Raw genomic sequence first — 12214 nt, 5'->3', positions numbered from 1 at the left:
GGCGCGGGGACGGGGCAGGCGGTGCTGGAGATCGGCTGCGGCTGGGCTCGTTCGCCGCCGTCGCCGCCGCGGCCGGGGTGCGCGTCCACGGCCTGACGCTCTCCACGGAACAGAAGGCCGTCACCGAGGCCCGCGCGCTGCCCGGCGTCACCGTCGCGCTCGCCGATTACCGCGACGAGCGGGGCCGCTACGACGCGGTCGCCTCGATCGAGATGGTGGAGGCGGTCGGCCAGGAATATTGGCCGGCCTATCTCGACACGATCGCGCGCGTGCTACGGCCCGGCGGTCGGGCGGCGCTCCAATATATCAGCATCGCCGACGACATCTTCCCAGCCTATGCGGACAATGTCGACTTCATCCAGCGCTACGTCTTTCCCGGCGGGATGCTGGTGTCGACCGAGCGGTTCCGCGCCCTCGCGGAGGCGCGCGGGCTCGCCTGGACCGACCATCACGGCTTCGGCCTCGACTATGCCCAGACGCTGCGCCGCTGGCGCGAGCGCTTCGACCTTGCCGTCGCGGGACGCCGCCTGCCGGCGCGGCTCGGCCCCGCGTTCGTAGCGTTCTGGCGCTATTACCTGATGTATTGCGAGGGCGGTTTCCGCGGCGGCGGCATCGACGTGGCGCAGGTGACGCTGGTCAAGCGTTAACCGACCCGCTCGCGATGGCCGTCCTCGAACCCGGCTTCCGCCATCGCGGCGATCCGTTCGGCGACCACGGCGGGCTCCTTCACGGACGCCGGATCCTCCCCCGGATAGGCGCGCGCGCGCATCGTCGTGCGGGTCGCGCCGGGATCGAGGATCGCGGTGCGCACCCGGCTGATCGCCGCGACCTCGTCGCCATAGGCGCCGACCAGCGTCTCCAGCGCCGCTTTCGAGGCGCCGTACAGCCCCCAATAGGCGCGCGGGTTGCGGCCGACGGACGAGGTCAGCGCGATCACCTTGCCCGCGCCGGCGCGGCGCAGCAGCGGATCGAAGGCGGCGATCAGCGCCGCCTGCGCGCTGACGTTCAGCGTCAGAACGTGCGCCATCTCCTTGGGATCGATCGCCGGCACGGCGCCGAGCGTGCCCAGCGTCGCGGCGTTGAGCACCAGCACGTCCAGCGCCTGCCAGCGCTCGGCGATCGCCGCCGCCAGCTTGGCGATCGCATCGTTCTGGGTCAGGTCGAGCGGTGCGATTGTCGCCGCGCCGCCTGCGTCGAAGATCCGCTGCTCGACCACCTCCATGCCGTCAGCGGTCCGCGCGGTCAGCACCACATGGGCGCCGCGCGCCGCCAGCGCTTCGGCCGTCGCCGCACCGATCCCGCGGCTCGCGCCGGTGACGAGCGCGAGTTGATTTGCGAGAGACTTGTCTTGCGCCATCGTCATCCCGGCCTTGTGCCGGGATCCACCGGCGTCTCAGCGATCCGACCCGGGCGCTTGCCCCAGCGTGGATGGCGGCACAAGTCCGGCATGACGAAAGCTCGTCAGTTCACCCGCTCTTCCAGCAGCGCAAACTGATCCACCTCCGCCGACTCGTCCTGATCAGTCAGCGTCGTCGGATAATCCCCGGTGAAGCAGGCGTCGCAATATTTCGGCCGGATCTCCGCCCGTCGCGCCTCGCCCAGTGCCTTGTAGAGCCCGTCGATCGAGACGAAGGCGAGGCTGTCGGCATGGATGAAGCCGGTCATCCCGCCCAGGTCGAGTCGCGCGGCGAGCAGCTTGGCGCGCTCGGGCGTGTCGACGCCATAAAAGCAGCTGTGCCGCGTCGGCGGCGAAGCGATGCGCATATGGACCTCGGTCGCACCCGCATCGCGCATCATCTGCACGATCTTGAGGCTGGTCGTGCCGCGCACGATCGAGTCGTCGATCAGCACCACGCGCTTGCCCTTGATCAGCGCGCGGTTTGCGTTGTGCTTCAGCTTGACGCCCAGGTGGCGGACGCCGTCCCCGGGCTGGATGAAGGTGCGCCCGACATAGTGCGATCGGATGATGCCGAGCTCGAACGGAATGCCGGACTGCTGCGCATAGCCGATCGCGGCGGGCACGCCCGAGTCGGGAACGGGGACGACCAGGTCCGCCTCGATCGGCGACTCGATCGCCAGCTGCGCGCCGATCGCCTTGCGCACATCATACACCGAGTGGTCGCTCACGATCGAATCGGGACGGGAGAAATACACCCATTCGAAGATGCACGGCCGCGGGCTCATCGGCGCGAACGGCCGGATCGAGCGCACGTCCGTGCCCTGCACGATCACCAGCTCGCCGGGGTCCACCGCGCGCTCGAACTCTGCGCCGACCACGTCGAGCGCGACCGTCTCGCTGGCGAAGATCACCGCTCCGTTCAGCCGACCCATCACCAGCGGTCGGATGCCGAGCGGGTCGCGGCAGACGATCATCCCCTCCGGCGTCATCACGATCAGCGAATAGGCACCCTCGATCTGCTTCAGCGCGTCGATAAAGCGATCGAGCAGCGTGCGGTAGCTGGAGGTGGCGACCAGGTGGATGATCGTCTCGGTGTCGCTGGTCGACTGGAAGATCGAGCCGCGCCGCACCAGCTCGCGCCGCAGCCGCTGCGCATTGGAGATGTTGCCGTTGTGCGCGATCGCGAAGCCGCCCGACTGCAGCTCGGCATAGAGCGGCTGCACGTTGCGCAGCACCGCCTCGCCGGTGGTGGAATAGCGGACGTGTCCGGCGGCGACCGTGCCGGGCAGCGCGCGGATCACCTCATCGCGGTCGAAATTGCCGGCGACATGGCCCATGGCGCGATGGGTGTGGAAATGCTCGCCGTCGAACGAGGTGATCCCCGCCGCCTCCTGGCCGCGATGCTGGAGCGCATGGAGGCCCAGCGCCACCAGCGCGGCCGCGCTGTCAGAGCCGGACACGCCGAAAATCCCGCATTCCTCGCGCAGTTTGTCGTCGTCGAAGGGATGGGTCGTCAACATCGCCTGCTCGCCGTCATGGGCGCGTCATATAGGCGCGCCGTCCGGGCTTGTCGCCCCTTCGTGGCACCGCGGCGGCCGATCGACGTTGTGCGGCGGAGGAGAGCGGCGATGGCCAGGGATCACGGACCGCAGATCAAGGACGACGCGCTCTACGAGGAGCTGCTGAAGCAAGGCAATTCGAAGGAGAAGGCGGCGCGCATCGCCAACGCGAAAGCGGCGGGTACGCTGGGGCACAACAGCGTTCACCTGGAGGACCGCAGCGCGAGGGAGCTGCAGCAGGAAGCGGCGAGGATCGGCATCGCCGGCCGATCCAAGATGAAGAAAGCCGAGCTGGAGGACGCGATTCGCGACCATCGCTGACCGGCGAGCGCCGGCGGCGATCAGTGCTGGCTGATCGGCAGCCGCACCACCAGCCCGTCCAGCGCGGGCCTCATCGCGATCTGGCAGGATAGCCGCGAGGTCTCGTCCCGCTCGGGCGCCAGCTCCAGCAGCTCGCCCTCCTGCACGCCCGGGCCGCCGGTCCGCGCGAACCAGTCGGGGGCGACATGCACATGGCAGGTCGCGCACGCGCACATGCCGCCGCAATCGGCGTCGATCCCCGGCACGCCGTTGTCGACCGCGCCGCGCATCACCGACACGCCATCTTCAATCTCTATCGCGTGCTCGCGGCCGTCATGTTCGACATAGGTGACGCGACCCATCAATGCCGCCGCGGGATCATGACGGGCAGCGTCTCGTAGCCATGGACGAAGCCGGAATAGGTGCGGGTCGGCTCCGCCATGACGCGAATGTCGGGAAAGCGTTTCAGGATTTCCTCCCAGATGATCGTCAGCTGCATCTCGGCGACGCGATTGCCGACGCAGCGATGGACGCCGAAGCCGAACGACAGGTGCTCGCGCGGGCGCGCCCGATCGATGACATAGTCGTCCGGCCGGTCGATCTTGGTCTCGTCGCGATTACCGGAAATATACCACATCACGACCTTGTCGCCGGTGTGGATCGTTTTGCCGCCGACCTCGACGTCGCGCGTGGCGGTCCGCGCCATATGGGCGAGCGGGGTCTGCCAGCGGATCGTCTCCGACATCATCGACGGGATCAGGCCGGGGTCCGCGCGCAGCTTGTCATACTGGTCGGGGTTCTTGTTAAGCGCATACAGGCTGCCCGAGATGGTGTTGCGCGTCGTGTCGTTGCCGCCGACGATCAGTAGCACCACGGTGCCGTGATACTGCTCGCGGTCCATCTCGCGCGTCGCCGGATTCTGGGTGAGCATCGAGATCAGGTCGTTGCCGCCGCCGCTGTCCAGCCGCTCGTGCCAGATCGCGTCGAAGCGGCCGAAGCATTTGCCGAACACCTCGAACTTGTGCGGCCAGTCGCGCACCGGGCCATGGCCGGGCAGGTTGGTGATAACGTCGGACCAGTAGGTCAGCTTGCGCCGCTCCTCGAACGGGAAGTCGAACAGCGTGGCCAGCGTCATCGCGGTCAGCTCCTTTGACACCATGTCCACCCAGTCGAAGGTCTCGCCGATCGGGAGGGCATCCAGGATCTGCCCGGCGCGTTCGCGCACCAGCGGGGCGAGCAGCGCGAGGTTGGCCGGCGCGACCGTGGGCGTCACCGCCTTGCGATGCTTGCTATGCTCGGGTTCGTCCATGGTGATGAACCCGGCATTGCCGCGCCGGCGCGGCCCCATCACGCGCTCCTGCTCGGCGAGCGCCTCCAGGTTGGGCAGGGCGATGCCCTGGGCCGAGGAGAAGGCCTCGTGATTGACGTCGATGGCCATGATGTCGGCCCAGCGGGTGATCGACCAATAGGGGCCGAACTCGCTCGCGGGCGTGAAGTGGACCGGGTCCTCGCGCCGTAGCCGGGCGAAGACGGGCCAGATCGTGTCGTCCTTGAACCGCTGCGCACGCGCCGGGTTGAGCTGCGCGAGCGGCATCGTCTCGACGTCGTCGAGCAGATCGAGTCCGTCGATCTCGAGGGCGGTGGCCATGGCCTCTCTCCTTTGCAGGCGACGATGCGGCAGCGGCCGGCGCACGTCAAACCCTTCGCCCCCACCTTGTTGTGCCCCGCCCTTGCTCGCTATCTGGCCGCCATGGACGATCACCGCGAGACCGCCACCGCGCTCGACCCCGCCTGGGACGCGGTCGGACTGATCACCGCGGTGGTGACCGACCGGACGTCGGGCGCGCTGCTGATGGTCGCGCACATGGATCGCGAGGCGCTCGACCTGACGCAGGCGACGGGCGAAGCGCATTTCTGGTCGCGAAGCCGCCGGCGGCTGTGGCGCAAGGGCGAGACCTCCGGCCATGTGCTGCGCGTCGTCGAGCTGCGGATCGACTGCGACCAGGATGCTGTACAGCTCATCGTCGATCCCGCCGGGCCGGCCTGCCACACCGGCGCGCGCTCGTGCTTCTACCGCCGGATCGAGGGCGAGCGGCTGGCGCCGCTGTCGTGAGGGCGGTCCTGCTCGTCGCGTTGGCGCTGGTGGGCTGTCACCGCGCGCCGGCGGCCGACGACACGGCGGGCGGGCGGCTGGAGGCGGCGGCGATCGCGCGCGGGCTGGTGACCGCTCCCGGCGCGGTCGGGTTGGCCGGAGTCTGGGCCGGCGACACCGACCGGCTCTGCGCGCTCGCCGCGGACGGAGTGCTGCGGCTGGGGGCGAGCGTCGACTATGGCGAGGGACAGGCCTGCGCCGCGTCGGGCACGGCCGAGCAGCACGGCGCTCGGCTGCGGGTCAGCTTCGCCGGCTGCCGGTTCGATGCGAGCTTCGACGGCGAGCGGATCGCCTTTCCCGCCGCGCTGCCGGGCGGGTGCGCGCGCTACTGCCGCGGCCGGGCGTCGCTGGCGGCGTTCGCGGTCGAGCGGCTGAGCGACTCGGCAGCGGAGGCGGCCGCATTGCGCGGCGCGAACGGCCGGCTGCTCTGCGGCGTCTGAGTTGACGTTGACGTAAACGGCGCTTAGCGCCCGGCCATGCCGAGCGCTGCTCCCGCCGTCGTGCCGCCGCAGACGGATCGCAATCGCTTCTCGATCACCGACCTGTGCGGCGAGTTCGCCATCACCGCGCGGACGCTGCGTTTCTATGAGGACGAGGGGCTGATCGCGCCCGAGCGGCGCGGGACACAGCGGCTCTACTCGCAGCGCGACCGCGCTCGGCTAGCCTGGATCCTGCGCGGCAAGCGGGTGGGCTTCAGCCTGGCGGCGATCCGCGAGATGATCGACCTCTACGACGTCGGCGACGGCCGTCGCCACCAGCGCGCGGTCGCCATCGAGCGCTGCCGGGAGCGCATCCGCTCGCTGGAGGCGCAGAAGCACGATATCGACGCCGCCGTCGTCGAGTTGGCGGAGTTCGTGGCCATGCTCGAAGCCGGCCGCGCCCAGGACGAAGGATAAGCATGCCGACCTACACTCCGCCCGTCCGCGATACCCGCTTCGTGCTGGAGCATGTCGTCGGGCTCGCGCAGCACCTGAACCAGCCCGGCTTTGCGGCAGCGACGCCCGAGGTGGTCGATGCGGTGCTGGTGGAGGGCGGCCGGTTCGTCGCAGAGGTGCTGTTTCCGCTCAACCAGTCGGGCGATCGGGAGGGCTGCACGCGGCACCCGGACGGCAGTGTCACCACGCCGGCAGGGTTCAAGGCGGCCTATCGACAGTTCGTGGAGAGCGGCTGGGCGACCCTGGGCAACCATCCCGATTATGGCGGGCAGGGGATGCCGCACGTGGTCGCGACCGCCTTCCAAGAATACATGATCTCCGCCAACATGGCGTTCGCGATGTATCCGGGTCTCACCCACGGCGCGATCGCGGCGCTGACGGCGACCGGCTCGGCGGAGCAGAAGGCGCTCTATCTGCCCAGACTGGTGTCGGGCGAGTGGGGCGGGACGATGAACCTGACCGAGCCGCAATGCGGCACCGATCTGGGGCTGATCCGCACCCGCGCCGAGCCGCAGGCGGACGGTAGCTGGGCGATCACCGGCACCAAGATCTTCATCTCGTCCGGCGAGCACGACCTGACCGACAACATCATCCATCTGGTCCTCGCCAAGACACCGGGCGCGCCGGACTCGTCCAAGGGCATCAGCCTGTTCGTGGTGCCCAAGGTGCTGGTGAACGCCGACGGCTCGCGCGGCGCGCGCAACGCCGTCTCGTGCGGCTCGATCGAGCACAAGATGGGCATCCACGCCAACTCCACCTGCGTGATGAATTATGACGGCGCGACCGGCTGGCTGGTGGGCGAGGAGATGAAGGGCCTGGGCGCCATGTTCGTGATGATGAACGCCGCGCGGCTCGGCGTGGGGCTGCAGGGGCTTGGCGTTGCCGAGACGGCCTATCAGAACGCCGTCGCCTATGCCCGAGAGCGGCGGCAGGGTCGCGCGCTGACCGGGGCCAAGGAGCCGGCGGAAAAGGCCGACCCGCTCTTCGTCCACGCCGATATCCGCCGGATGCTGATGGAGGCCAAGGCACTGACCGAAGGGCTGCGCGCGCTGTGCCTGTGGGGGGCGCTGCAGGTCGATCTGGAGCAGCTCTCGGTCGACGACGGCGAGCGGCAGCTGGCGGCGGACCTGATCGGGCTGCTCACCCCCGTCATCAAGGCGTTCGGCACCGACATGGGCTACCGGGTCGCCACCGACATGCAGCAGGTGTTCGGCGGCCATGGCTACATCGCCGAATGGGGGATGGAGCAATATGTCCGTGATGCGCGGATCGCGATGATCTACGAAGGCACCAACGGTGTCCAGGCGATGGACCTGGTCGGGCGCAAGCTCGCGCAGCATGGCGGGCGGCCGATCCAGGCCTTCCTGGCGCTGGTCGCCGCCGAGATCGGGGCGGCGAAGGCCGACGCTGCGACTGCCGAACTAGCCGGACGGCTGGAGCGGGCGCTCGACGACCTGCAGGGCGCGACCTTGTGGCTGATGGCCAATGCCGTAACGGACCCGGACCAGGCGGGGGCGGCGGCGGTGCCGTATCTGCGGCTGACCGGGCTGGTGGCGCTCGGGCTGATGTGGCTGCGCATGGCGGGCGCCGCGGCACGACTGGCCGCCGCCGGCGAGGACGATGCCGCTTTCCTGGAGGCCAAGCTGGTGACCGCCCGCTTCTATGGCGAGCGGCTGCTGCCCGAGACGGGCTCGCTCCGGCGGCAAATCGAGGGCGGCGCGGCGGCGCTGATGGCGCTGGCTCCAGAGCAGTTCCTGGCGGCCTGATCTCAGCCCGCCGGCGTGGCCGGAGGCTGCGGCGACATCGGCAGCATTGGCGAGCCCCGGCGGCGGACGCCGCCCAGCTCGGTCGGGCCGTGCTCCGCCGCGGGGCTGACCGAAGGCGCGAGCGCGCTCGGCAGCGCCAGCTGCGGCTTCATGCATTGGGCGGCGTCGGCGCGCTTGAACTGCTGGCAGTTCCACAGCGCCTTGTCGAAGCCGCGCGCGCGATCCCGCAGATAGCTGAAGCCCATGCTCGCCTGCTGGCGCGGAGTGATCGGCAACGCCGCCGGAGTGCCGGCGAACGGCGTCCAGGCCAGATACTTGCAATAGGGATGCCCGGCGCACGCGCGCGCAGCGAGCGCCGGGAAGCCGTCCGGCGAAGCCTCCCCCGGAAGGGTGGCGAGGAAGGTCTGCGCCTCGGCAGTTTGGGTAACGGCGTCGCCGCCATCGGCAATGAGCGCGGGCGCGGCGGTAGCGTCTGCCGCGGTCGCGGCGGCCGCGATCTCCTCGTCGGAGAGGCCGGCGGCGATGCGATGCGCGTCGGACAGCGCCGCCAGCTTGGCAATCGCGGGCTCCGCCTGCGCGGCGGGATTGTGAAAGGCGGCGGGGGTTCCCCACCAGCCGGTCCAGCGGAAGAACAGGTGCGTCTCCACCGCGGCGATCTTGTCGAGGCTGGACTGCCAATACGGCACCACCCAGTCGGTGTGGTAATGGGTCGCATAGCCCACCTGGCCGTACACCGCTCCGTTCAGCGCCCGCATCGCCACCGTCCTCGCCCGCGTCCAGGCCGCAGGCGACGGCGACCGGCGGGCCAGCGCGCCGTCACAGGCGAAGGTGAACTGGCAGCCGGTCGGCCGCTCCGATCCCTCGAACACCACGCCGCACACCGTCTTCGGGAAGGCGGGATGGCGCAGCCGGTTGAGGATCACCTGCGCCACCGCTTTCTCGCCGGTGGTGTCGTCCCCGGCCTCGTAGATCACTGCGGCGGCGAGGCAGTCGGTGGCGCGCGCGCGATCCTCCGTTCCGCCCGCGAAGCGATAGGGGCGGGCGGCCGGATTCGGGCCGTCGGCGAAGGGCACGGTGGCGTTGAACGCGCGCGCATCGTCGGGCGCGAGCGCGACGAACCGGACCGGCTCGACCGGGGGCAGCTCCGCCTGGGGCACGATTCGCCGCGGCGGCAGCTGCGGCAGCTTGTGCACGGTCGGCGCCGCGGACGGCGCGTGGCGGACGAGCAGCACGGGCACGCCGATCGCGAGCACGGCGATGGCGACGAGCAGCGCGTGGAGCGGGCGAATGGTCATGATGTGGCGCGGTCTCTCCTCACCCGTGGGTCAGCTACGTCCCACAGGTGAGAAAATCGTGACGACGATCCGCTTCACGCTTCGGGCAGGAAGTCCGGCACCGACAGATACCGCTCGCCCGTATCGTAGTTAAAGCCGAGCACGCGGGCGTTGTCGGGCAGGTCGGGCAGCTTCTGCAGGATAGCCGCGAGCGTCGCGCCCGAGCTGATCCCGACCAGCATACCTTCCTCCCGGGCGGAACGGCGGGCCATGTCCTTGGCGATGGCCGCGTCGACCTCGATGACGCCGTCGAGCAGGTCGGTGTGGAGGTTCTTGGGCACGAAGCCCGCGCCGATGCCCTGGATCGGGTGCGGCCCCGGCTGGCCGCCGGCGATGACCGGCGACAACGCCGGCTCGACCGCGAAGACCTTGAGCTGCGGCCACTCCTTCTTGAGCACCTGCGCGACGCCGGTGATGTGGCCACCGGTGCCGACGCCGGTGATGATCGCATCGATCGGGGTCTCGCGGAAGTCGCTCAGGATCTCCTGCGCGGTGGTGCGGACGTGGACCTCGATATTGGCCGGGTTCTCGAACTGCTGCGCCAGCCAGGCGCCCGGCGTCGCGGCGACGATCTCGGTCGCGCGCTCGATCGCGCCCTTCATGCCCTTCTCGCGCGGCGTCAGATCGAAGCTCGCGCCATAGGCCAGCATCAGCCGGCGGCGCTCCAGCGACATGCTCTCGGGCATGCACAGCACCAGCTTGTAGCCCTTGACCGCGGCGACCATGGCGAGGCCGATGCCGGTGTTGCCGCTGGTCGGCTCGACGATCGTGCCGCCGGGCTTGAGCTCGCCCGAGGCTTCGGCCGCCTCGATCATGGCGAGCGCGATGCGGTCCTTGATCGAGCCGCCGGGATTGGCGCGTTCGGACTTGATCCACACCTCGCTGTCCGGAAAGAGCCGGTGGAGGCGGATATGCGGCGTGTCGCCGATCGTCTGGAGGATCGTGTCGGCCTTCATGGCGTGGCTACTCCGTGCTGCGGCTCGAGATCGAGCGTCTTGGGCAGGTCAAAGGTCTTGGCGCGCTTGAGTTCCGGGAAAAGCTGCGACCAGGCCAGCACGATCGCCAACGCCGCGACGCCGCCGACCGCCACCGCGCCGACCGGGCCGAGCAGCGACGCCATGAGCCCGGTCTCCGCCTCGCCCAGCTCGTTGGAGGCGGAGATGGTGAGCTGCGACACCGCGCTCACCCGCCCGCGCATCGCATCGGGCGTGTGCAGCTGGATCAGCGAGGAGCGGACATAGACCGACACCATGTCCGCCGCGCCCGCCACGATCAGCGCCGTCAAGCTGAGCGGGAAGGAGCGGGATACCCCGAACACCAGGATGGCGACCGCGAAGATGCAGACCGCGATCAGCATCTTGACGCCGACGTCCGCCTTCATCGGCCGGAACGAGAACCAGATCGAGCCGGCCGCCGCGCCGATCCCCATGCCGGCGGCGAGAAAGCCCAGACCGCGCGCGCCGACATGCAGGATGTCGCGGGCGTAGATCGGCAGCAGCGCCGTCGCGCCGGCGAGCAGCACCACGAACAGGTCGAGGGTGATGGTGGCGAGCACCAGCCGGTTGCGGCGGACATAGCGGAAGCCGTCGGCGATGCGCTGCAGCGGGTGGCGATCGGTCTGCGCGGCGGGCTGCGGCACCGGGCCGATCAGGAACATGAAGCCGAGCGCGAGCAGCAGCAGGGCGGCGATCGTGCCATACGCCACGTCCGGATGGATCGCATAGAGCAGCCCGCCCACGCTCGGGCCGGCGATGGTGCCCACCTGCCAGGCGATCGAGGACACCGCGATCGCCGTCGGCAGCACCTCGCGCGGCACCAGATTGGGCGCGAGCGCCGAATAGGCCGGGCCGGAAAAGGCGCGCGCCACGCCGACGAACATCGCGGCCGTGAACAGGAAGGGCAGCGACAGCCGGTCCTGCCAGGTCAGGAAACCCAGCACCGCCGCGTTGACCGTGAGCAGTGCCGTCGTGCTCCGGACGATCCAGCGCCGGTCGACGCTGTCCGCCGCCAGTCCGACCACGGGCGTCAGCAGGAAAAGCGGCACGAACTGGACCAGCCCGATCATGCCGAGCAGGAACGCCGACTGGCGGACGTCCAGCGTCTGCCGCGCCAGGCCATAGACCTGCCAGCCGATGATGATGCCCTGCGCGCTGATCGCGATCGTGCCGGCGAGCCGCGACAGCCAATAGGCGCGGAAGTTGGCGATGGTGAGCGGGTGCGGGGCTGCGGCCATCGCGGCGGCCTTACGCGGCCGGATGGCGCAAGGGCAAGGCGCGGCGTTGCCGATGCGGGCTTGGCGGGACTATAGGCTGACGTTCCTCCCCGGAAACAAGGGCCCACCACCTTGGCCAGAGCCGCCGTACGCACCGCCCCGCCGCCCGCACCCAATCGCGAGCGTCCCGATGAACCACAGCCCTATGAGGCGTCCAAGGACGAGCTGCTGACCTTTTATCGGCAGATGCTGCTGATCCGCCGCTTCGAGGAGAAGGCGGGGCAGCTCTATGGGCTCGGGCTGATCGGCGGCTTCTGCCATCTGTACATCGGCCAGGAGGCGGTGGCGGTCGGGCTGCAGTCCGCGTTGAGCGACAAGGATTCGGTGATTACCGGCTATCGCGACCATGGCCACATGCTGCTGTGCGGGATCGATCCCAAGGACGTGATGGCCGAGCTGACCGGGCGCGCGGCCGGGATCAGCAAGGGCAAGGGCGGCTCGATGCACATGTTCTCGGTCGAGCATAAGTTCTACGGCGGCCACGGCATCGTCGGCGC

The 12214-nt window shown here is 69.7% G+C and carries 13 protein-coding genes and 1 pseudogene; 7 read left to right on the top strand and 7 right to left on the bottom strand.

What is annotated here, in order from left to right; genetic code table 11:
* Positions 1 to 647: pseudogene (locus ACFE64_RS13165) on the top strand (class I SAM-dependent methyltransferase); the annotation flags it as partial.
* On the opposite strand, the gene ACFE64_RS13160 reads toward ACFE64_RS13165, so the two are convergent.
* A complete protein-coding gene (locus tag ACFE64_RS13160; protein WP_375392919.1) occupies positions 644 to 1363 on the bottom strand; it encodes an SDR family NAD(P)-dependent oxidoreductase in 720 nt (239 codons plus the stop codon). The pseudogene ACFE64_RS13165 and the gene ACFE64_RS13160 sit on opposite strands and share 4 nt — an antisense overlap.
* A gap of 98 nt (positions 1364 to 1461) precedes the next feature.
* Complete coding sequence (gene purF / locus ACFE64_RS13155) at positions 1462 to 2919, bottom strand: amidophosphoribosyltransferase (RefSeq protein WP_375392918.1); 1458 nt, start codon at positions 2917 to 2919, stop codon at positions 1462 to 1464.
* 108 nt (positions 2920 to 3027) lie between these two features.
* On the opposite strand from purF, the gene ACFE64_RS13150 reads away from it, so the two are divergent.
* A complete protein-coding gene (locus ACFE64_RS13150) occupies positions 3028 to 3279 on the top strand; it encodes a Rho termination factor (protein WP_375392917.1) in 252 nt (83 codons plus the stop codon).
* Between the two features lie 20 nt (positions 3280 to 3299).
* On the opposite strand, the gene ACFE64_RS13145 is transcribed toward ACFE64_RS13150, so the two are convergent.
* Entirely contained in the window at positions 3300 to 3620 is a 321-nt protein-coding gene (locus ACFE64_RS13145; protein ID WP_375392916.1) for a 2Fe-2S iron-sulfur cluster-binding protein, read from the bottom strand.
* Positions 3620 to 4906 (bottom strand): cytochrome P450, encoded by a 1287-nt coding sequence (locus ACFE64_RS13140; RefSeq protein ID WP_375392915.1) that lies wholly within the window; start codon positions 4904 to 4906, stop codon positions 3620 to 3622. Before ACFE64_RS13140 ends, ACFE64_RS13145 begins: the two co-directional genes overlap by 1 nt.
* A gap of 102 nt (positions 4907 to 5008) precedes the next feature.
* Here ACFE64_RS13140 and hisI point away from each other — a divergent pair, with 102 nt between their 5' ends.
* The 4 genes from hisI to ACFE64_RS13120 are packed head-to-tail and all read left to right on the top strand — an operon-like array spanning position 5009 to position 8111.
* Positions 5009 to 5371, top strand: a complete 363-nt coding sequence (gene hisI / locus ACFE64_RS13135; protein WP_375392914.1) for a phosphoribosyl-AMP cyclohydrolase — start codon at positions 5009 to 5011, stop codon at positions 5369 to 5371.
* Complete coding sequence (locus ACFE64_RS13130; protein ID WP_375392913.1) at positions 5368 to 5850, top strand: hypothetical protein; 483 nt, start codon at positions 5368 to 5370, stop codon at positions 5848 to 5850. The genes hisI and ACFE64_RS13130 overlap by 4 nt, the downstream gene beginning before the upstream one ends.
* A gap of 36 nt (positions 5851 to 5886) precedes the next feature.
* On the top strand, positions 5887 to 6306 hold the full coding sequence (locus ACFE64_RS13125; RefSeq protein ID WP_375392912.1) for a MerR family DNA-binding transcriptional regulator: 420 nt from the start codon (positions 5887 to 5889) through the stop codon (positions 6304 to 6306).
* A 2-nt stretch (positions 6307 to 6308) separates the two neighbouring features.
* A complete protein-coding gene (locus tag ACFE64_RS13120) occupies positions 6309 to 8111 on the top strand; it encodes an acyl-CoA dehydrogenase C-terminal domain-containing protein (protein WP_375392911.1) in 1803 nt (600 codons plus the stop codon).
* Positions 8112 to 8113: 2 nt separating this feature from the next.
* Here the strand turns inward: ACFE64_RS13120 and ACFE64_RS13115 are convergent, their stop codons facing one another.
* The 3 genes from ACFE64_RS13115 to ACFE64_RS13105 form a co-directional block, all read right to left on the bottom strand.
* Positions 8114 to 9406, bottom strand: a complete 1293-nt coding sequence (locus ACFE64_RS13115; RefSeq protein WP_375392910.1) for a cell wall hydrolase — start codon at positions 9404 to 9406, stop codon at positions 8114 to 8116.
* Positions 9407 to 9480: 74 nt separating this feature from the next.
* Entirely contained in the window at positions 9481 to 10401 is a 921-nt protein-coding gene (gene cysK / locus ACFE64_RS13110; RefSeq protein ID WP_375392909.1) for a cysteine synthase A, read from the bottom strand.
* Positions 10398 to 11678: an MFS transporter gene (locus ACFE64_RS13105; protein WP_375392908.1), complete on the bottom strand. Its 1281-nt coding sequence runs from the start codon at positions 11676 to 11678 to the stop codon at positions 10398 to 10400. The genes cysK and ACFE64_RS13105 overlap by 4 nt, the downstream gene beginning before the upstream one ends.
* Positions 11679 to 11789: 111 nt before the next feature.
* Here ACFE64_RS13105 and ACFE64_RS13100 point away from each other — a divergent pair.
* Positions 11790 to 12214 (top strand): thiamine pyrophosphate-dependent enzyme (locus tag ACFE64_RS13100; protein ID WP_375392907.1); only part of this gene is annotated, 425 nt, incomplete at its 3' end.

It is taken from the genome of uncultured Sphingomonas sp. (assembly GCF_964250165.1).
In the GTDB taxonomy this organism is placed as follows: domain Bacteria; phylum Pseudomonadota; class Alphaproteobacteria; order Sphingomonadales; family Sphingomonadaceae; genus Sphingomonas.
This window is presented reverse-complemented; position numbering and strand designations above follow the sequence as displayed.

What these genes read in the sequence shown, in the direction of transcription:
- ACFE64_RS13125 (WP_375392912.1), top strand. Translation starts at nt 5,887, where the DNA reads ATGCCGAGCGCTGCTCCCGCCGTCGTGCCGCCGCAGACGGATCGCAAT.
- purF (WP_375392918.1), bottom strand. Translation starts at nt 2,919, where the DNA reads ATGTTGACGACCCATCCCTTCGACGACGACAAACTGCGCGAGGAATGC.
- ACFE64_RS13160 (WP_375392919.1), bottom strand. Translation starts at nt 1,363, where the DNA reads ATGACGATGGCGCAAGACAAGTCTCTCGCAAATCAACTCGCGCTCGTC.
- cysK (WP_375392909.1), bottom strand. Translation starts at nt 10,401, where the DNA reads ATGAAGGCCGACACGATCCTCCAGACGATCGGCGACACGCCGCATATC.
- hisI (WP_375392914.1), top strand. Translation starts at nt 5,009, where the DNA reads ATGGACGATCACCGCGAGACCGCCACCGCGCTCGACCCCGCCTGGGAC.
- ACFE64_RS13105 (WP_375392908.1), bottom strand. Translation starts at nt 11,678, where the DNA reads ATGGCCGCAGCCCCGCACCCGCTCACCATCGCCAACTTCCGCGCCTAT.
- ACFE64_RS13140 (WP_375392915.1), bottom strand. Translation starts at nt 4,906, where the DNA reads ATGGCCACCGCCCTCGAGATCGACGGACTCGATCTGCTCGACGACGTC.
- ACFE64_RS13120 (WP_375392911.1), top strand. Translation starts at nt 6,309, where the DNA reads ATGCCGACCTACACTCCGCCCGTCCGCGATACCCGCTTCGTGCTGGAG.
- ACFE64_RS13150 (WP_375392917.1), top strand. Translation starts at nt 3,028, where the DNA reads ATGGCCAGGGATCACGGACCGCAGATCAAGGACGACGCGCTCTACGAG.
- ACFE64_RS13115 (WP_375392910.1), bottom strand. Translation starts at nt 9,406, where the DNA reads ATGACCATTCGCCCGCTCCACGCGCTGCTCGTCGCCATCGCCGTGCTC.
- ACFE64_RS13145 (WP_375392916.1), bottom strand. Translation starts at nt 3,620, where the DNA reads ATGGGTCGCGTCACCTATGTCGAACATGACGGCCGCGAGCACGCGATA.